18 protein-coding genes are annotated in these 18713 nt (G+C 50.0%); 9 read left to right on the top strand and 9 right to left on the bottom strand.

Going from position 1 to position 18713, the window contains the following annotated elements; translation table 11 throughout:
- Positions 1 to 116 precede the first annotated feature (116 nt).
- Positions 117 to 731, top strand: coding sequence for a DNA-3-methyladenine glycosylase (locus AVZ68_RS16795; RefSeq protein WP_245628165.1), 615 nt, complete (start codon positions 117 to 119; stop codon positions 729 to 731).
- A 330-nt stretch (positions 732 to 1061) separates the two neighbouring features.
- On the top strand, positions 1062 to 1637 hold the full coding sequence (locus AVZ68_RS16790; RefSeq protein ID WP_059105743.1) for an LOG family protein: 576 nt from the start codon (positions 1062 to 1064) through the stop codon (positions 1635 to 1637).
- A gap of 386 nt (positions 1638 to 2023) precedes the next feature.
- Here the strand turns inward: AVZ68_RS16790 and AVZ68_RS16785 are convergent, their stop codons facing one another.
- The 4 genes from AVZ68_RS16785 to kynU are packed head-to-tail and all read right to left on the bottom strand — an operon-like array spanning position 2024 to position 6149.
- Positions 2024 to 3358 carry a sodium-dependent transporter gene (locus tag AVZ68_RS16785; protein WP_059105736.1) on the bottom strand — a complete coding sequence of 445 codons (1335 nt, stop codon included), beginning with the start codon at positions 3356 to 3358 and terminating at the stop codon, positions 2024 to 2026.
- Positions 3359 to 3397: 39 nt separating this feature from the next.
- Entirely contained in the window at positions 3398 to 4234 is an 837-nt protein-coding gene (gene kynA / locus AVZ68_RS16780) for a tryptophan 2,3-dioxygenase (protein ID WP_059105735.1), read from the bottom strand.
- Entirely contained in the window at positions 4224 to 4868 is a 645-nt protein-coding gene (gene kynB, locus AVZ68_RS16775) for an arylformamidase (RefSeq protein WP_059105734.1), read from the bottom strand. Before kynB ends, kynA begins: the two co-directional genes overlap by 11 nt.
- The gene (kynU, locus tag AVZ68_RS16770) at positions 4869 to 6149 is read right to left on the bottom strand and encodes a kynureninase (protein WP_059105733.1); all 1281 of its coding nucleotides are present in this window, start codon (positions 6147 to 6149) and stop codon (positions 4869 to 4871) included.
- 155 nt (positions 6150 to 6304) lie between these two features.
- Between kynU and AVZ68_RS16765 the strand changes: the two genes are divergently transcribed.
- Entirely contained in the window at positions 6305 to 7285 is a 981-nt protein-coding gene (locus AVZ68_RS16765) for an acrylyl-CoA reductase family protein (RefSeq protein ID WP_059105732.1), read from the top strand.
- A gap of 108 nt (positions 7286 to 7393) precedes the next feature.
- On the opposite strand, the gene AVZ68_RS16760 is transcribed toward AVZ68_RS16765, so the two are convergent.
- The 4 genes from AVZ68_RS16760 to AVZ68_RS16745 all read right to left on the bottom strand — a co-directional run bounded on the left by AVZ68_RS16760 (position 7394) and on the right by AVZ68_RS16745 (position 12529).
- Positions 7394 to 8041, bottom strand: a complete 648-nt coding sequence (locus AVZ68_RS16760) for a Uma2 family endonuclease (RefSeq protein WP_245628164.1) — start codon at positions 8039 to 8041, stop codon at positions 7394 to 7396.
- Between the two features lie 241 nt (positions 8042 to 8282).
- Positions 8283 to 10400, bottom strand: a complete 2118-nt coding sequence (locus AVZ68_RS16755) for an ATP-dependent Clp protease ATP-binding subunit (RefSeq protein ID WP_059105731.1) — start codon at positions 10398 to 10400, stop codon at positions 8283 to 8285.
- A 286-nt stretch (positions 10401 to 10686) separates the two neighbouring features.
- Positions 10687 to 11898, bottom strand: a complete 1212-nt coding sequence (locus tag AVZ68_RS16750; RefSeq protein WP_059105730.1) for a GNAT family N-acetyltransferase — start codon at positions 11896 to 11898, stop codon at positions 10687 to 10689.
- Between the two features lie 58 nt (positions 11899 to 11956).
- Entirely contained in the window at positions 11957 to 12529 is a 573-nt protein-coding gene (locus tag AVZ68_RS16745; RefSeq protein WP_082676732.1) for a TetR/AcrR family transcriptional regulator, read from the bottom strand.
- Between the two features lie 146 nt (positions 12530 to 12675).
- Here AVZ68_RS16745 and AVZ68_RS16740 point away from each other — a divergent pair, with 146 nt between their 5' ends.
- The 6 genes from AVZ68_RS16740 (at position 12676) to AVZ68_RS16720 (ending at position 18355) form a co-directional block, all read left to right on the top strand.
- Positions 12676 to 13686, top strand: a complete 1011-nt coding sequence (locus AVZ68_RS16740) for an LLM class flavin-dependent oxidoreductase (RefSeq protein WP_059105728.1) — start codon at positions 12676 to 12678, stop codon at positions 13684 to 13686.
- Between the two features lie 7 nt (positions 13687 to 13693).
- Positions 13694 to 14986 (top strand): Zn-dependent hydrolase, encoded by a 1293-nt coding sequence (locus tag AVZ68_RS16735; RefSeq protein ID WP_059105727.1) that lies wholly within the window; start codon positions 13694 to 13696, stop codon positions 14984 to 14986.
- A 236-nt stretch (positions 14987 to 15222) separates the two neighbouring features.
- Positions 15223 to 15975 (top strand): type II toxin-antitoxin system SpoIISA family toxin, encoded by a 753-nt coding sequence (locus AVZ68_RS16730; protein WP_059105726.1) that lies wholly within the window; start codon positions 15223 to 15225, stop codon positions 15973 to 15975.
- A gap of 86 nt (positions 15976 to 16061) precedes the next feature.
- Complete coding sequence (locus AVZ68_RS20340; RefSeq protein ID WP_157404690.1) at positions 16062 to 16205, top strand: hypothetical protein; 144 nt, start codon at positions 16062 to 16064, stop codon at positions 16203 to 16205.
- A gap of 255 nt (positions 16206 to 16460) precedes the next feature.
- Entirely contained in the window at positions 16461 to 17465 is a 1005-nt protein-coding gene (locus AVZ68_RS16725; RefSeq protein WP_059105725.1) for an LLM class flavin-dependent oxidoreductase, read from the top strand.
- 113 nt (positions 17466 to 17578) lie between these two features.
- Positions 17579 to 18355, top strand: a complete 777-nt coding sequence (locus AVZ68_RS16720) for an exodeoxyribonuclease III (RefSeq protein ID WP_059105724.1) — start codon at positions 17579 to 17581, stop codon at positions 18353 to 18355.
- 9 nt (positions 18356 to 18364) lie between these two features.
- Here AVZ68_RS16720 and yxiS read toward each other — a convergent pair whose 3' ends face one another.
- Positions 18365 to 18673, bottom strand: a complete 309-nt coding sequence (yxiS, locus tag AVZ68_RS16715; RefSeq protein ID WP_059105723.1) for a protein YxiS — start codon at positions 18671 to 18673, stop codon at positions 18365 to 18367.
- Between the last annotated feature and the right edge of the window lie 40 nt (positions 18674 to 18713).

Here is an 18713-nt window from a genome sequence, read left to right as displayed (position 1 = left end):
CACCTCCAAGCATTCCACTTTTGTTTTTTGGCGTGATCGGACAAACTAAGGAGTGGAAAGAAGCTGAGGAGGAATGCAGATTCCCATACGGCAGCTTAGAAAGGAAGGATGGTCCGTTGCAAACCGAAGCAAAGCCGAAACTGGAGGCATTGCCTGATCTCTTTTATTCACAATCCACACTGGCGATCGCCAAGGGGCTGATCGGCCAGTGGCTTGTGCACGAGGTGGGTGAAGAGACACTTGTAGCAAAAATTACGGAAACAGAAGCCTATCTTGGCACCCTCGACCGAGCTTGCCATAGTTACGGAAGGAGACGAACCAACCGCACCCGCGTTCTCTACGGCGAACCTGGACATGCCTACACTTATGTTATGCATACCCACTGCCTGCTTAACGTTGTTTGTGAGCCAAAAGGACAAGCGGAAGCCGTTCTCATCCGCGCGGTAGAACCACTTCATGGCATCGAGGCAATGGAGAGGTTGCGAGGACTGCCAGCTCACGTGCGTCACTTTTCCGATGGGCCAGGTAAGCTTACGAAAGCCATGGGGATTACCATGCAGCATTACGACCTTTCGCTGCAAGAGCGCCCGCTTTATATCGCCAGAGGGGAAGAAAACTTGACGGTGAACTCCAGCCCCCGTATCGGGATTGGAGGTGCAGGGGAGTCCAAGCACTACCCGTGGCGATTCTTTGAGGCCAACAGCCGCTATGTTTCGAAATTCAGGGCTTAAGTTCGGTGGTTTATTGCTTATGTAAGGGGGGCTTGCCCGTGCAAGTGCCATTGCTCTTGCAAACAAATCCCATAAAAACCCTATCTTTAAGATTCAAGAGAGGATTTTGGCGTTCCGAGGCTCTCTCTCGACGTTCCGAGGCTCTCTCTCGGCGTTCGAGGGCTCTCTCGGCGTTCTCCGCGAAAAAATTTCATTCTTAAAAGTCCTTTGGAGATTCACCAAATTACATCAACCTTTATCCACCCGCGTACCCTGTAAATAACCCGCCACTGTCGTCTGTTCTCTGGTATCCTAATAGGGTACAGAGAAAAGGAGAGGGGAGCATTGATGATGAGTAAACTAGACTCAGTAGCCGTTTTTTGCGGCTCAAGCGAAGGGAATCATCCATTGTATGTAAAAGAGGCCCAGAGGCTAGGGGCCTATCTAGCAGAGATGAACATCACGCTTGTTTATGGCGGCGCTCAAGTAGGGTGTATGGGAGCGATTGCGGATGCTTGCCTGCGAGCCGGAGGGCGCGTGATTGGCGTCATCCCAGAGAAACTGAGGAACGTAGAGATTGCCCACCATCAAGTAAGCGAGCTTCACGTCGTCAAAACGATGCATGAGCGAAAGGCGATGATGGCCGACCTCTCGGATGCCTTTATTGCCCTTCCCGGGGGAGCAGGAACGCTTGAAGAGTGGTTCGAAGTCTTCACGTGGGCGCAGATTGGCTATCATGAAAAGCCATGCAGTTTTTTGAACATCAATGACTTTTACAATCCACTGCTTGCGATGCTTGACCACACGATTAACGAAGGCTTCATGCGTTCGACTTATCGCGACTTCATTATCACGGAAAAAACTCCAGAGACGCTCATCGCAAAGCTCGAAGCGCACCAACCAAGGAACGTTTCAAAATGGAGTTAATTCCTAGTTCCACTAGTACAAAACGTCATGATCGGTTTTTTTGTGAAGTATAGTGGGAGCTAGCAGGAATACGCAATCTCTAGCTTATAACGCACCAACTGCAGCTGGTAAATCAGGGGGGCATGTATCCGAGGGAAGTGGCAGGTATTATTTGAAATCAGCATGTAATTTTACGATATTAGCAGGTGTAACTTCGAATCGGCAGGCAAACGCGCTTTTTCCCGAAAAATAAAACTTAATAGCACGCCAACAGCAGCAAAGACAATCATTACAAGTGCGTTGAGGAACTTTTTTCGTTGTCAAATATGAGCGTTCATGTACGAGAACGCCCATGCAAAAGCCCAATTTCTCCATAAGAAAAATTGGGCTTTTGTTCATCGCTTTGCTTACAACACAAACTGCAAAATAAAAACAAGGCCGATCGTTAGTGGAACGAGCGTTTGCATTAATCGATGCCAAAGCGTATACGTTGAGGTGCTCCATCTGCCGGTAGAGAGGAGATATTGCTCATGGATAAGCTCTCTGTTCATCTTAAAGCCGACAAAAAGGGCAATCGCAAAGCAGCCAATCGGCAGCATCAAGTTGGAGACCACAAAGTCCGTCAAGTCAAAAATCGAACGGTCGAACCACTGAATATGAGCCAGAACCCCTGAGGAAAGAGCGGCAGGCGTGCCGGCAATCAGCAGCGCGAAACCAGCAACCATGGAGACATTGCGCCTCTTATAGGGTTTTGCCTGCGTGAACGCAGAAACGATAATTTCCAGCAGGCTAAAGGAGGACGTCAGCGTCGCAAACAAAAAGAGCAACAAGAACAGGCTTAAAAACAAGCCACCCAGCGGCATTTGTGAGAACACCGTCGGAAGGGCAATAAAGAGAAGTCCTGGCCCGCTCTCTGGTTCTAGGCCGAACGCAAACACAATCGGGAAGATCGCAAGCCCCGCAAGCAAAGAAATGACAATATTCATTCCCGCAATAAAGGAGGCCGATTGTGGCAAGTTCTGCGCCTTCCCAAGATAGGAACTGTAGGTCACCATGCAGGAAAAACCGACGGCTAGCGAAAAGAACGAGTGCCCCAGCGCCTCGAGTAAACCACTTGTGGTGATCTGTGAGAAATCCGGATAGAGGAGAAATCGTACACCCTCCATGGCACCTTCAAGCGTCAGTGCCCGACCAATTAAAATAATTAAAAAGAAGAAGAGCAGAGGCATGAGGTACTTGTTGGCACGCTCAATTCCTTTTTGAATGCCGAAAGAAAGGACCACAACGTTTAGAGCAATGAACAAGGCAAAACCGAGAAGCGTCAGCCACGGATCCGCTGTAATCATCCCGAACAATTCCCCGTAATCCCCGCCATTCTGTAAAATGAAACCGGCGATTGAGAGAATCGTATAGATCATGATCCAACCACCGACCACAGCATAAAACGTCAGCAACAAAAAGGAGCCGAGCACGCCGAAGCGTCCAATCCATCGCCAGAGGCCACGAGGGACCAGCGCTTTATAAGCGGAGGCCGCCTCTTTTTTGGAGCCTCTTCCAATGACGAATTCGCTGATCAACATCGGCAAGCCAATGAGCAGTGTAAAAACAATAAAAAGAAAAAAGAACGCCCCGCCACCGTTGGTTCCCGTTAGGTAAGGAAAGCGCCAGAGCGCACCAAGTCCAACTGCCGCGCCAGCCGAGGCGAGAATAAAACCGAGCTTTGAAGACCATTGTTCTTTCATGGTCAAATGCCTCCTATATTTGATTTACGACCTTTTTGATTAAAGGGTTGTCCGCACATCCCATAACTCTGGGAAGAAGCGGTCTTTGAGCACATGCTGCAAGTAACCGACCCCGCTCGAACCGCCCGTGCCCTTTTTATGGCCAATAATGCGCTCCACCGTTTTCATGTGTCGAAAACGCCACTGCTGGTGCCAGTCTTCTAGGTCCACGAGCTTTTCTGCAAGTTGATACAAATTCCAGTAGCGGTTCACGTCACTATAAACCGTTTCCCACGCGTGCTGAACAGACTCGTTCGCTTCATGTGTAATGGTAACATCTCGGTGCAGCACGGCTTTATCAATGGGAAGCCCGCGTTTAGCGAGAGCTTGGATCGTCGCGTCATAAAGGCTCGGGGCATGATAAGCCTCATGCAGAACCTGGTGCAACTCCTTGTTATGCTCATAGATGCGCAGAATATGTGGGGTCTTCTTGCCAAGCGCGAATTCGAGCTGCCGGTGCTGGTACGACTGGAAGCCGGACGCCTGCCCAAGGGAGTCGCGAAACTCTGCGTATTCCGCAGGCGTCATCGTCGCGAGCACATCCCAGGCTTGAATGATTTGCGCTTGCACCTTCGAGACCCGGGCGAGCTGCTTAAAGGCTGGCTGGAAGTCTTCCTTTTTGATGGAGGATATAGCCCCGTTGATTTCATGAAGCATCAGCTTCATCCAGAGTTCACTCACCTGATGAATCACAATAAAGAGCATCTCATCATGATGGCCAGAGAGGCGGCGCTGACTTTGCAAAATGGAGTCAAGCTGTAAGTAATCGCCATAGCTCATTGCCTCGGAAAAATCGGTATAGACATTTTCGGTCAAATCGTCCGGGTTATTCGCCATGCTCATTACCTCCGCCCGCCGACTTCAGTACCGCACGCACGGGAGAACCATCAGCTCCTTCAATCAAAAGCGGCAAAGCAATAAGCTCGTAGTCTCCAGGTTCTACATGCTCAAGACGAGCGTTTTCGAGTATTGCCACCCCGGCACGACCCAACGCGTGATGCCCATCCAACGTCTTGCTCTCGGGCTCATCCACACTCGGCACGTCCACGCCGAGCAAACAGACCCCGAGCGTAGAAAGATAGCGAGCGCCGTCTTCTGTCACAGGCGGAAGCACCTTCGGAAACAGATGCGCGTTTGCTTGCCGCTTCGTTTTCACTAGCAAGCGCTTGACGCCTGAGAGGGAGTAGCGTCTGAAAAGGTCTTCGTTTAAGACTTTGGCATCAAGCGCTTCAATCACACGGGCAGGACCAATGTACGTCTTAAGCGAAAGTTCATGGACTTGTGTTCCGTCACTATTAAAATGAAACGGAGCATCGATATGTGTCCCTGTATGCAGGCTCATGGAAACCGACCCAATGTTGACCGATCCTGTTTCCTCCTTGCTTGCTTCAAGCGTGTAAGAAAATGCCCGGTCCCCAGGCCAATGGGCAATCGTTTCATTTAACGGTTGGGTAATATCGATCCAGGCCATTTACGCGATCACTCCTCGTTCATTATCAAAGTTCTTATAGGTTTCCTCGCGCATAATCCAAGCAAGCGTACGGACGCATGCCCAAACATCTACAAAGCTATTGTAGAGAGCCACTGGTGCCATTCGTATGCCGCTTGGGGCGCGGAAATCAGGAATAACGTGCTGAGCTTTAAGCGCTTTGCAGATTCGAGCCGCTTCCGGATGCTCCAAGTACACATGAGCCCCTCTTTCCCGGTGGGAACGCGGGTTCATCACTTTGAACTGGCGAGTTTCTGGAAACTCCGACAGCAAGGTCAGCATATAGTCGGTCAGCTGCAAGGATTTTCTGCGAATGTTTTCAATGCCCACTTCTGAGAACAGTTCAAGCGAGCCGATGAGCGGCGCAAGAGAGAGCACATGTGGTGTCCCCATTTGATAGGCGCCTGCACCCGCGGCCTTTGTAAAGCTTGTGGCCAAATCAAACTGCTTCTCTTTATCGGAGCCAAACCAGCCCGCAAGGCCCGGTCGCTCGCTGTGAAAGCGTCTGTTTACGAATAACCCCCCAACGCTTCCAGGCCCGCCATTTAAGTGTTTGTAGGAACACCAGAACGCGAAATCGACATCATCTTTGGATAGCGAGTGGGGAAGAGAACCGATCGAGTGACAGAGGTCAAAGCCAATCAAAATGCCGCGCTCATGCGCCGCTTTCGTTAAACGTGCCATGTCAAGCACCTGACCACTTCGGTAAAGCACGGAGGAGAGAATAACAACCGCCACATCGTCTGTCATCGCAGCGAGAATGTCCTCTTCTGCAAGTGTGTGCCCGTCCCGGCTTTTTATAAGCTGTAAATGGTCTTGCGGATCAAGCTGGTGCAAGCGAACCTGCGCATCCAGGGCGTAAAGGTCGGTCGGGAAATTTAATTCATCGGCAACGATTTTGGTGCGAGTGCTATCAGGCTTATAAAATGTCGCCAGTAGCTGGTGCAAATTAGAGGTCGTCGAGCCGGTGACCATCACTTCGTCGCGATGAGCGCCGAGGAGTGGCGCCATTTGCGATGCAAGGCTTTCGGATAGAGTAAACCACGGATGCTCGCCTTCCGTCCAGCCGTCAATGCCATAGCGTTTCCACGACTCGAGAATTGCAAGCGTTGCTTCCTCTGCAAGCGTGCTTAGAAGTCCAAGGGAATTGCCGTCAACATAAACCGTTTGCTTCTCTTTATAGAAAAGAGAGGCGTAAGCGTTCAGTGGGTCGTTCTCATCTAATTTTTCCGCGTACACACGCGTGGCTGCATCGGTGAGCATGTCGTCGTCCTCCTTCTATTTCATTCCTACTTAACGTACCAAGAAAGGCAGTCGTTGGCAATCGCTATTTTCGTCATCGGAAGAAGTGAGGTTTTAACTATTTCAGAAGGGGTAAAACAAAAGGTGGAGGACTGTTATAAAGGGGGAGTGAACCAATGAGTTTTAAAGCGTATGTGATTCGTAAGGAAGAAGAAACCATAAAATCGGCAGTCGAAACGTGGGAGCCTCAACAGCTTTCAGAGGGAGAGGTTACCATCGCCGTTTCCTATTCAAGCGTGAACTACAAGGACGCCTTAGTCGCAACACAAGGAAAGCTGGCTGACTTCTTTCCGCTCATCCCAGGTATCGACTTGGCCGGGACGGTCGTCAAATCTGAGGACGAACGCTTCAAAGAAGGAGAGGCCGTCATTGCGACAAGCTACCGCATCGGCACCGGCCATCACGGGGGCTATAGCGAAATGGCCAGCATACCTGGAGACTGGGTCGTTCCACTTCCAGACGGGTTGACCTTACAAGAAGCGATGGCCCTCGGAACCGCAGGCCTCACTGCTGCGCTTTCGATTCAGCGCCTGGGAGACAACGGGCTGACACCAGAAGCGGGGCCCGTCGTTGTTCCTGGAGCCACCGGAGGCGTAGGCAGCCTAGCCGTTCATATGCTCGCTGGCCTTGGCTATGAAGTTACGGCCGGAACCGGCAAGAAAGAGGAGCATGATTATCTATATGGACTTGGAGCCACACATGTCGTCGATCGAAGCGAGCTTGAAGACGACGGTGAACAAACCGTGCGCACAGCCAAATGGGCGGGAGCCGTCGATCCTGTGGGCGGGAAGACGCTTTCCTATATCCTAAGCACCCTAAAACGGGGCGGCTCGGTAGCGACCAGCGGGTTTACAGCTGGGGCCGATGTGCAAACCACCGTCTTCCCGTTTATTGGCCGCGGCGTGAACTGGCTGGGCATCGATTCCGTTACATGCCCAATGAAGGAGAGAACTCGAGCGTGGAAACGACTTGGCGATGACCTCAAGCCTACAGCGCTGGAACCTGTCGTGCAGGAAGTGGAGCTTGAAGAGTTGGATCAAGTCTTTGCGCAAATTCTGCAAGGGGAGGTACGGGGAAGAACCGTCGTCAGGTTTTAAAAAAGCGAGACCCACCGATGGCGGAAGACATCCGTCGGTGGTTTTTTGAAGTGGTCAAGAATGTCCGACAAGATGCTGTGACGCAGGGGGCAAAGGAGACAGGTCTCATTACATGTCTGTCTGCGAAATATAATCACCCAGCGCCATCAAAGCAAACACCTCCTGCAAGTCCGCTTCCAGTCCTTCAAATACATCGGAGCGGGCTGTTTGGCGGGCATGTTTTGAATAGGTTTTGTTGTTGATGATGTCATTGTCCTCCAGCAAATAGATCAACATATGTTCATTGATTGGATCGACAATCCAGTATTCTTTGACACCGCATTGTTGATATAACTCAAGCTTTTTCAACATGTCTTTGCTTCTCGTGGAAGAGGATAACACTTCGACCACAAGGGTCGGCGTTCCCCTATACTTGTCTCGCTCGTCTACATTGTCTTTGTCGCAGATAACCACAATATCTGGTTGGACCACACAGATGTTGTTCTCCTTCTTAAAGAAAGTCACATCAAACGGAGATGTCAGCGGCATACATGGTGTTCCTTTAAACCAGTTGTAAAAAGGTCCGTGGAGTTCGCTAACCGCATGTTGATGTTTGTAGGAAGGGGAGGCCAGATTGTAGGTGACACCGTCAATTAATTCAAATCTCTGTTCCGATTCCTCTGTTAATTCCATAAATTCTTCATAAGTCACCCAACCGATTGAAGAACGATATTCAGGTTGCTCTTCTGTGACAGAATTTTCGCCATCACAGGGCAAGATTTCGGCCGCGTATTTTCCATTTTTTTGTTATAATAATTTCTTCGTTGGCTTCCACGTACTTCAAGTATTTTCCGAAATTATTTTGCACTTTGGTGAAGACACTCTCATTTTTTAACGCATCTCCTCATTAGCTAACTTACTTAAATCATACGTCATTTTAGCTAATAAAGTCAGTTTGAAGTCATGACATAAAAAGAGACAACGCGAGAAGTCGCGTTGTCTCTTACCGTTACCGACCTTATACGTTTTTCACAACAAGGGCATCGTCAATCAATTCGACGGAAACATGAGCCACCGTTTCCTCGTTGATGATCAAGTCCGTGATGTCGTCCTCGATCGTGTCTTGAATGACACGGCGGAGAGGGCGGGCACCGAAGGATGGGTGATAGCCAAGGGCAGCGAGTTTTTTCTTCGCGTCTTCCGCTACATCCATTTCAATGCCTTGGGCACCCAGGCGAATGTGAAGTTCATCGAGCATCACATTAACGATTTCGACAAGATTGTCTTCAGACAGCTGGTTGAATTCAATCAATGCATCAAAACGGTTCAAAAATTCTGGCTTGAAGTAGTCTTGTAAGTTGTCGAGAATGCCAAGCGTTTTGCTTTGTTCGGTTGTAAAGCCGACAGATGCTTTTTGGATGCCAACTCCTGCGTTGGACGTCATGATGATGATCGTGTCTTTAAAGCTAACGACACGTCCTTGACTATCGGTAAGACGACCGTCTTCCATGATCTGCAAGAACATATGCTGCACATCTGGGTGCGCTTTTTCCACTTCATCGAGTAAGACAATGCTGTAAGGATTACGGCGCACGCGCTCCGTTAGCTGACCGCCTTCTTCATGACCGACATAGCCCGGAGGGGAACCAATCAGTTTGGACACGGAATGTTGTTCCATAAACTCACTCATGTCGAGGCGAATCATCGACTCCGCGTCGCCAAAAACTTCTGCGGCGAGCTGCTTCGTCAGTTCCGTTTTCCCGACGCCGGTCGGACCGACGAATAGGAAGCTGATCGGACGATTGCCTGCTTTAAGGCCAGCACGGCTCCGTTTCACGGCCTTGGCCACTTTGTCTACAGCCTCTTCTTGTCCGATGACATGCTCGGAAAGAGTGGAGGACAGATCTTTCATTTTCTCCTGTTCGGCTTTTTGCAGTTTTTGAACCGGAATACCGGTTTGCTTCTCGATGAGCGCCTGAATATCTTCCACCTTCACAATTGTACGTTCTACTTGTGAAGCGGCTTCTTCGAGCTTTGCCTTCAAGGTATTTTCCTCGTCGCGGAGGGAAGCGGCATCTTCATAGCGCTCTTGCTGTGTCGCTTCTTGTTTTCGTCTGCTCACGTCACGCACGCGCGTTTCAATCGACGCTTTGTCTTCATGATCTTCTGCAAGTGAATGGCGAGAACCGACTTCATCCAGAAGATCAATCGCCTTATCCGGCAAGAAACGATCTTGAATATAGCGGTCGGATAGATTCACGCACGCTTCTAGGACTTCGTCTGGGTAGCTCACGTTGTGATACTCTTCGTATACAGAACGAAGGCCTTTCAAAATTTCCACGGCTTGATCCTGCGATGGCTCCTTCACCGTTACCGGCTGGAAGCGGCGTTCAAGCGCAGCGTCTTTCTCAATCTTCCGGTACTCGCTAAGCGTCGTCGCACCGATCAGCTGCATGTCGCCTCTTGCAAGAGCCGGCTTCAAAATATTGCTAGCATCCATGGAGCCATCAGAGGTCGCTCCAGCACCAACCATCATGTGCAGCTCATCGACAAAAAGGATGACGTCGTCGCGTTCGCTTACTTCCTTGACAAGCTCCTGCATTTTTTCTTCAAACTGTCCGCGGTAGCTTGTACCGGCCACAAGGGACGAGAAATCAACCGCATAGACTTGCTTGCCTGTTAATTTAGCAGGAACGTTGCCTTCCGCGATGCGGCGGGCGAGACCTTCCGCAATCGCCGTTTTTCCGACACCGGCTTCACCAATAAGGACCGGATTGTTTTTTGTTCGACGACTAAGCACTTGAATCACACGTTCCACTTCCTCATCGCGACCAATGACAGGATCAATCTCACCAGCCTCGGCATCGCGTGTTAAGTTGTGGCCGTTCTGATCAAGAAATCCGTCTTGCTTTTGCGGCGGCTGTTGCTGCGTCTGTGCTTGATTCATAGAGTGGGGCTGCTGCCCGGCAAACATTTGCTTAATCAAATCATCAAAGTTCCCAAAGCCAGAAGAATTGCCCGGTTGCTGCACGAGCTCGTAACATTCCTTACAGAGCTTCACTTTTTTGCTTTGATTGTTAAGTACGATATTTAAGGAAACGACAGCCTCACGAGTTTGACAATGTTGACATTTCATTGATTTATTCCTCCTCGGTTTCGACTATGGTCTTTTGACTAACTCTGACCAATAGAATTTTGATAAAGCGGCTATCCTCAAGGCTTTGCCGCTTTTGACTTTGACTATCTTTGACTAATAGTTTAATGAAAAATCAGCGTTTCGTCAAGCACTATGACTCGTTCGCTGATGTTTATAACCCCATTATACCTGACCTTCCTTGACTTTTCAAGCGGGCTGTTTACGCCCTGTCTAAGAAGCAGGAGATATACTCTAGCATCAGGGGAGGAGGGATGTCAACCCTCCATTAGAAATAATCCGAGAACCACGGCTGATTGTTTGGAATGATCGAATCGATATAGTGTACGGCCTCATCAGTTGCCTTCAGGCGACCAATCTCCTTTAAGTCGGAGGCATGCTTGTAGTTAAGCAGCAGTGTTACAAGTGTCTGCACATCAAGTTCAACTACATGAATCTGCTCATCCTCTGTGGGCTGCGCTTGATGGTTCTCGTTAAATTGAAACGAGAACGTCCCCGTATTCCATTCAAGCATTGGGTCCGTCACGCGGAGGGTCAATCCTTCGTTTGCTTGTTTCGTGAAGGGAAAGGCTTTGAGAAACTCCTCAACATCCACAATACGCGCCATATAGTAAGGCGAGATTTTCTCCTCAATTTCCCCGTCCTCAAGAAAGAAGGAGAGAGGCTCATTGGCAAAAATTTTGCCTTTCACATGGTAGACCATAGAGAAGTGCGCGCCAATAAAGTTCCAAATGCCGCGCCTGGCTTCTTCATTGTTAAAGATCATTTCCTTCACATAGAAGGTCTCGTTTTCAACTTTGTAAAACATATAGCCCGTTGGCGCGCCGGATTCATCGTAATAGACGCACGCCGTCAAATCGTCTTTTTCCCATTTAAAATGCTCTTCCCATGCGAGGTCGCCTCGAATCATGGCGGCATTCACTTTCTTAGAAAAGGCTTGGTACGCTTTTTTAATGTCGGCATCGTCATTTGCGACCCGCTCCATATGACCAGGGAGCTCATACGGCTTAGGAAGCTGGGTGTCACGGACCGTGTAGGTGATGACATCCGAGATGATCTCCCAACCCTTTTTCCTGTAATACGGAATCGAGTAAGGGAAGAGGTAGGAAATCGTTTGACCCCGTTTTCTCATATGAAGGAGACTCGTCTTCATCAGATCGTTCATTAACCCGTATCCTGCGTATTCCGGGTACGTACCAACGCCTGTAACGCCCCCCATCTTAAAGGGTTTGCCATGAATATTGACGTTAAACGGATAGACGACCATTTGTGAGATTAGCTTTTCACCAGAAAACCAGCCAATAATGTCGCATGATTCCATGATTGGCTTTTTCCAGCGATTCATTTGCCCTTCGCCAACCTTGGATAGGTCCTGGTTGGTGACTTGAAAAACGTAGTTTAACAGGTCGATTGAATCTTGTGTATGACTAGAGGTGACGTTTCGTATCTCAAGCTCTTGCTTTTCCTTCTCTTTTCCCATGTTTTCACGTTCCTTTAACTGAGTATTGTTTATCACTGTAGAAGCAACCATAGACAAATCATGCGCGACTAGCCAAGGCGTGCCTTAAAAAATCAAGCACCTCTTGTTTTTGGGTGCTCGCGCATGTGTCTGTACTGTCATACAAATACACTTGCTCGGCAGCCGACTCAATCAAGCCGATGATCAGCTTCCCCGTCCGCTCGCTGTTCACGGAAGGACGAATCACGCCCTCGCTTTTTCCGTTCTCAAGAAAGGCCGTCATCCACGCGTAGTACGGGGCATAGATGGCTTCCCACTCCTTCAGATATTCGGTTGAGGCAAGTCCTGCATAAATCAAAGCAAAAATATCACGATAGCCCCTTGTTAATGTAAAAATAACATCGACCAACTCCTCAAGCTGTTGGTAGAAGGAAGGATGCTTAACAGAAGCCTCAATTTCATGAATCATCTTGTCCACCATCACTTCCGCAATTGCTGGCATGACCGCTAGCTTTGAAGGGAAATATAAGTAAAAGGTTCCCTGGGCAACCCCGGCCCGCTTGACAATATCCGATACTTTTGCCTTTTCAATACCTAGCTCCGAGAAGACGGCAATCGCTGCCTCAATCATCCGCTGATTCTTGTCCATCAATCCCCCTCCGTTCATTATGACTGACTATCAGTCATTTTAAGGGATCGACACCCTGATTGTCAAATCGTCTGAGTTGATTGCACCACACGCGCTCGGTAAAATAAAAGCACGCACATGACTCACGTGCAGAGAGGGAGACTGAATCTATGACAACTTTTCATAAAAACCCACGTCTTTCCGTTTTAAACCTGGCACCCGTTCGCCAGGGAGCGACGGTGAAAGACGCATTAGAGCAATCGTTGGCGCTTGCTCGTCACGTTGAACAACTCGGCTACAACCGCTTTTGGGTGGCCGAGCATCATAATATGGAAGGCATCGCGAGCTCAGCCACGTCTGTTTTGATTGGCCACATCGCTGAGAACACATCAAGCATTCGTGTGGGGTCGGGGGGCATCATGCTGCCAAACCACCCGCCGCTTGCGATTGCCGAGCAATTCGGCACACTGTCGACCCTTTTTCCTGACCGCATTGATCTCGGGCTTGGGCGGGCGCCGGGCACCGACCAACTAACAGCACAGGCGTTGCGCCGTCATGGCCAGGATGGCAACGACTTTCCAGAGCTTGTGAATGAGTTGCAGCAGTATTTTCACCCTACAGCCACGGGCCCGCGCGTGAAAGCTGTGCCCGGAGAGGGAGAGGACGTGCCGATTTGGCTTCTTGGCTCCAGCGGCTTTAGCGCTCAGCTTGCTGGTCAGCTCGGCTTGCCGTTTGCCTTTGCCGGACATTTTTCTCCAAAGAACACGATCCCGGCGTTAAACGTGTACTACGACTCCTTCCGCCCGTCCAATGTGTTGGACGACCCGTACGCGATGGTCGCGATTAATGCCATTGCAGGAGAAACCAACGAAGAGGCTCAGTATTTGGCTTCTTCCCTTTATCAGCAATTTCTCTCGATGATCCGCAACCGTCGCGGCAAACTTGCGCCTCCTGTGGAAGACATGGACCAGCTTTGGAGCCCGCACGAGAAAGAAATGGTCATGGAGCAGCTTGGCGGTTCATTCATAGGAGACGCGGCGACACTCAAGGAGGAGCTGCTTGCTTTTGCTGAGAAGACGGGAGTGAATGAACTCATGCTTCATACCAATCTATATGATCCAGAAAAGCAAAAACAGTCTTTTGATTCGATCGCAAAAGCCTTTCAACTAACCCGAGAGTAGGTGCGTCATGTCATTCAAACGCGAAGCCTTTAACCTTGATGCCAAAAAAACACCCACGAGGCAAGGGATCAAGCCAAATGTCCTCGCTGCCCGGCTCACCGCGCTTTCTCAAATTGGACGCACAGAAGATGACGGCGTGACTCGCTTTGTGTATACCGAGGAAGAGAAACAAGCGAAAGCCCTCATTAAAAAATGGGCGGAAAAGGCAGGCCTTACCCTCCGTGAAGACGCTGCAGGCAACATCATCGGCCGGGTGGAGGGCAGCGACCCGACACTTCCTGCTGTCGCGACAGGCTCCCATATCGATTCCGTGAAAAACGGCGGTGCCTTTGATGGCGCGCTTGGGGTTCTTGCTTCCTTGCAAGCGATCGAGTCGATCATTGAAGAAGGCCATAGCCATAAGCGTGCACTTGAATGGCTCGTTTTCGTAAACGAGGAAGGCTCGCGCTTTCCCACCGGCATCTTCGGCAGCCAGACGATGATGGGGGAAGTCGATCCCTCGTCGCTTGAGCGCTTTGTCGATGACGATGGCGTCAACTTAGCCGAAGGCATGAAAGCCAGTGGTCTTGATCCTCTTCAAATCAAGGATGCCAAGCGCGATCCGGCGGAACTTCACGCCTTTTTGGAGTTGCACATTGAACAAGGAACCGAGCTGGAAGAGACCGGGACGCAGATAGGCGTTATCAAAGGCATTGCTGGGCCGGTCTGGCTCTTCTGTGCGTTTACAGGCGCGAGCGATCATGCAGGCAACACACCGATGGGAAAGCGCCGGGACGCCGGAGCGGCAGCCGCCGCGCTCACCCTTGCGACCGAGGAGCTGCCCGAGCGCTTTAGCGATACGGCTGTGGCGACGGTGGGCACGCACGCACTTACGCCAAATTCCACAAATGTCGTGCCCGGGAAAGCCGAGCTCACGATCGATATTCGCGATATTCAAAAAGCGTCAAGAGACGCTTTGGTTGCGGCCATTATCCAAGAGGGAGAGGCCATCGCCACACAGCGAAACCTGTCTTTCTCCCACCAGGAGCTGACAAGCATTGACCCCGTCCCTGTGGCCCCTGCGATGCAGCAATTGCTCACGGATACGGCTGAGGCTTGTGGTTATTCAAGCCAATCGCTCGTCAGCGGGGCTGGACACGACGCGATGATTATCGGCCGCTATGTAGAGAAAACGGCAATGCTCTTTGTGCAAAGTGTAAAAGGCATTAGTCATTCCCCAGAGGAATTCACATCGGTTGAAGACTGTGTGGCAGGAACAGCCGTGCTCAAAGAAGCACTGCTGCGACTGGCCAACGAATAGCTGAAAGGAACAAGGCGAGCACCTACCAATTAGGTGCTCGCCTTTTTTAAGAACAGACCCACCCTTTTGCAGCAGCAGAGTGCGTTTCTTCAATCGTTCTTGGCATTTCTGTTCTCGTCTCTCCCTTTCACGACATTTAATGACCAAGCTCGACCATGTACGTCCTAAGAAACGTAATCTACTTTTGCACCTTCCCTCATATACTGTAGCAAGCATTGTATGAGGAGGCCATTTGTATGCTGCTGACTTTTCAGGTGCTCGTATGGGTTGTGCTCCTAGCTCTGGCCTGTTTTGTGTTCGCTTATTGGAAGCAAGAGGAGATGGTGCGACGCAAAATCAGGGCGATCCGCAAAATCTGGTACACGCTTTTTGCCGCAGGCGCCGGTTTGACATGGACTGTGTATCCAGAAAGTTTGTTTGAACGATGGCATCACTATTTAATTGTTGCCGTTCTGTTTGTGATCGTGGACGCGTTCGTATTTTTAAGTGCCTACGTAAAACGAATCGGCTCAGACATTTTTTCTGTGGATACGGGACATCTCCTGGAGCAAAACAATCAGTTGCTAGACACCCACCAAGACAAGCTCAAAGCCTTTTATCGATTGTTGAAAGATGACCCCATTAACGTCTATTATGGGGGGCATCGTGCATATATTACGGGAGTAAAAGAAATTATCACCCAGTTTGCAGAGAAAACCGATACGGAGGCAAGGGTGTTTCCATTTTCCAGTTCGGAGGAGAAAGCGCAGCTCGTTGAACACTATGATGACCGTGCCACAATGAACACAACGCTTGAACGACAGGAAATCTACTATGCAGATAATGAAAAGGTTGCCTTCATCCCCATCATTCTCGCGGGGGAACGGCACGTCTTGAAGCTCACGGCCGACGAACGTCTAACAGAATTTGATACCCTCTTGTTTGCTTCGCTCGTAGCGATTTACGACTTGCTTTCTGTTTCTGGTGGCGAAAAAGAGGAAGAGGAGTAGTCTTTCACACAGCAAATAGGTGCACCGCATGACTTACCGGGACATACACTAGGGGTAACAAAGACCAAAGAGCGGGTGTGAGAATCGTGAAAAAGAAAACGAAAAAAGTAAAAAACGCCGTGCTTCCAGCTTTCGTCACTTCGCCTTTTACATCGAAACTACAGAAAAAGAACAAAGAGGCGATTTCATTGCTCAAAAAGCAGGAAGGGGCCAACAAGAAAATGTTGTAGCGTCACGAGACTGTCCCCAAAGCCCCTGCATAATTGCAGGGGCTCGCTCTTTTTACTGTTGGAGCTAACTTAAAAACCTAGGGGATCGCCTCCTCTATATCCTAACGTTCCTGCACCGTATCACATTCGTTATGAGACGGCGCTCGTTTGGATTGGCTGCCTTGTTGCATCAACAAGAATCGTGCAAAAACGTTGCGAAACAGCGCGAAAAGCGGTACCTTTATTCTAAAGTGTTCAACAGAAAGAAGGTTACCGATGAGGCTAAGTATTTTAGATCAAATCCCACGTTCAACGCACACCACGAATGAAGTTGCCTTGAGTGAAAGCGGGGAGCTTGCTCAGGCAGCTGAAAGTTTTGGGTACCATCGCTACTGGATTGCTGAGCATCACGACCTTTCTGGCCTACTCTGCCCGGCTCCTGAAGTGTTGCTTGCCTACATCGGTGCGAAGACCCATTCGATTCGTCTCGGCGCCGGCGCGATTTTGCTTCCTCATTATGCCCCGTATAAAGTAGCGGAGACGTTTAATATGCTTGCGAATTTGTTCCCGAACCGCATCGACCTTGGACTTGGCCGCTCCCCCGGTGGCTCCGCGGAAGCATCCATCGCACTCTCTGGCAATTTTGTCGAGCGTGTACACACGATGGGCGCCCGAGTCGAAGAGCTGATGCACTTCTTCCGTCAAGATTTCCCGGAAGGCCATACGTATTCTGGCTTGCAGGCGAGTCCGGTGCCCTTCCAATCGCCAAGTGTATGGATGCTTGGCACGAGCAAGAAAAGCGCTACACTCGCGGCAAAAACGGCAACAAACTATGCGTACGGTCACTTCATGAAGGCTGAGAATGGACCAGACGTCGTCGCCAGGTACAGAGAACAAAGGGAAAGTGCCCCGCGTGACACCATGGTTGCCGTCAGTGCCCTTTGCGCCGATACGCGTGATCGTGCGCACGCTCTCTATCGTAGCGTGCAAGTCTGGCAAGCGTGTGTGAATAAAGGAAAGCAGCTTCAATCGATTCCAACAGAGCAGGAGGCAGAAGATTATTTGATGGCGCTGCCAGAGACGGAGCGAGAAACGATTCTAGAAGAGAAGTCCGCTGCAATTGTCGGGGATCAGGATGACGTTAAAACTGAACTAGAGAGAATTGCCTTACTCTACGAAGCGGACGAGCTCATGATTCTTACCCACGCGCCAACCTTTCAGGACCGGTTGCACTCCTACCGCCTAATTGCTGAAGCGATTCCTCAACTGACTTCGTTCTAATTGACGACAAGGGGAGGAGCACAACGCCTCAAAAAGGCATTGCGCTCCTTATTTGCGCTCAGTAACTAGCGCAGCGTACAATGAATCCATAGGGTAAAGGGGGAATACGATTTATGAAACTGGTTTCATGGAATGTTAACGGCATCCGCGCCTGTGTAAAAAAAGGATTTCTCGATTATTTTCACGAAGTCGACGCGGACATTTTTTGCCTGCAGGAAACGAAGCTGCAGGAAGGGCAAATCGAGCTTGAATTGCCTGGGTACGAACAATATTGGAATTATGCGGAGAGAAAAGGCTATTCAGGCACCGCCATCTTTACCAAGCAGTCACCGATCTCCGTTCAACACGGACTAGGAGAGGCGTTTCCTGATGACGAGGGACGGGTGATTACGCTCGAGTTCGAGGAGATGTATGTGGTAACGATGTACACGCCCAACGCCAAGCGGGATCTCACGCGCCTTGAGTACCGAATGGAATGGGAGGAAGCCGCGCGCCGTTACTTGCTTGCCCTGCAAGAGGACAAGCCCGTTGTTTTCTGCGGTGATTTGAACGTCGCTCACCGAGAAATCGATGTTCGCAATGACCGGACCAACATCGGAAATGCCGGGTTCACCGACCAAGAGCGGGGCAAATTCAAACAGTTGCTTGACGGTGGCTTCGTGGACACATTTCGCCACTTTTATCCAGAAAAGGACGATGCCTTTACATGGTGGTCTTACATGGCGAAAGTGAGGGAGCGCAACATCGGCTGGCGCATTGATTACTTCCTCGTATCCAACCAACTCAAGGACGCTCTCCAGGACGCAAGCATTCACGCTGACACCCTTGGGAGTGATCATTGTCCGGTTGTCGTAGAGCTTGAGTTAACGACCGTACACCAAGCTGTCTGAATGAAGCACTCATCGCAATTCTCTCTTCCTTTTTTCGATCTCCTCGCTGACAACAAAGGCTAAATCACTATTCCCAAATAGAGAAAGTACCCCAAGCAATGTCTCATCGGGAACCTCCCCAGCCTCTTCTTTCGAAACGGTGACGTCCATTGTTTTCTCAAGCTCCGGGTTCACCGATTGGTCAGGGTGAGCTCGTTTGTATAGTGCTTTGGCCTCCAACTGGTGATTCACGCACCACTGGGCAAACACAAGAATCATCATATTTTCATCACGCTGATAATTTTCAATCACTTGTTTTTCGATATCGTTTTGATTCATGCCTCATCACCCCTCTATACTGTTACTCCATTATAGTAGT

Source organism: Shouchella shacheensis (genome assembly GCF_001484965.1).
Taxonomy (GTDB): Bacteria; Bacillota; Bacilli; order Bacillales; family Bacillaceae_D; genus Shouchella; species Shouchella shacheensis.
The sequence above is the reverse complement of the archived record's forward strand: the minus strand, read 5'-3'. Positions and strand labels throughout refer to the sequence as shown.

Coding starts and splice junctions, on each gene's coding strand:
- AVZ68_RS16720 (WP_059105724.1), top strand. CDS start 17,579: ATGAAACTGGTTTCATGGAATGTTAACGGCATCCGCGCCTGTGTAAAA.
- kynA (WP_059105735.1), bottom strand. CDS start 4,234: ATGGCGAATAACCCGGACGATTTGACCGAAAATGTCTATACCGATTTT.
- AVZ68_RS16725 (WP_059105725.1), top strand. CDS start 16,461: ATGAGGCTAAGTATTTTAGATCAAATCCCACGTTCAACGCACACCACG.
- AVZ68_RS16750 (WP_059105730.1), bottom strand. CDS start 11,898: ATGGGAAAAGAGAAGGAAAAGCAAGAGCTTGAGATACGAAACGTCACC.
- kynU (WP_059105733.1), bottom strand. CDS start 6,149: ATGCTCACCGATGCAGCCACGCGTGTGTACGCGGAAAAATTAGATGAG.
- AVZ68_RS16755 (WP_059105731.1), bottom strand. CDS start 10,400: ATGAAATGTCAACATTGTCAAACTCGTGAGGCTGTCGTTTCCTTAAAT.
- kynB (WP_059105734.1), bottom strand. CDS start 4,868: ATGGCCTGGATCGATATTACCCAACCGTTAAATGAAACGATTGCCCAT.
- AVZ68_RS16735 (WP_059105727.1), top strand. CDS start 13,694: ATGTCATTCAAACGCGAAGCCTTTAACCTTGATGCCAAAAAAACACCC.
- yxiS (WP_059105723.1), bottom strand. CDS start 18,673: ATGAATCAAAACGATATCGAAAAACAAGTGATTGAAAATTATCAGCGT.
- AVZ68_RS16765 (WP_059105732.1), top strand. CDS start 6,305: ATGAGTTTTAAAGCGTATGTGATTCGTAAGGAAGAAGAAACCATAAAA.
- AVZ68_RS16790 (WP_059105743.1), top strand. CDS start 1,062: ATGAGTAAACTAGACTCAGTAGCCGTTTTTTGCGGCTCAAGCGAAGGG.
- AVZ68_RS16740 (WP_059105728.1), top strand. CDS start 12,676: ATGACAACTTTTCATAAAAACCCACGTCTTTCCGTTTTAAACCTGGCA.
- AVZ68_RS16730 (WP_059105726.1), top strand. CDS start 15,223: ATGCTGCTGACTTTTCAGGTGCTCGTATGGGTTGTGCTCCTAGCTCTG.
- AVZ68_RS16785 (WP_059105736.1), bottom strand. CDS start 3,358: ATGAAAGAACAATGGTCTTCAAAGCTCGGTTTTATTCTCGCCTCGGCT.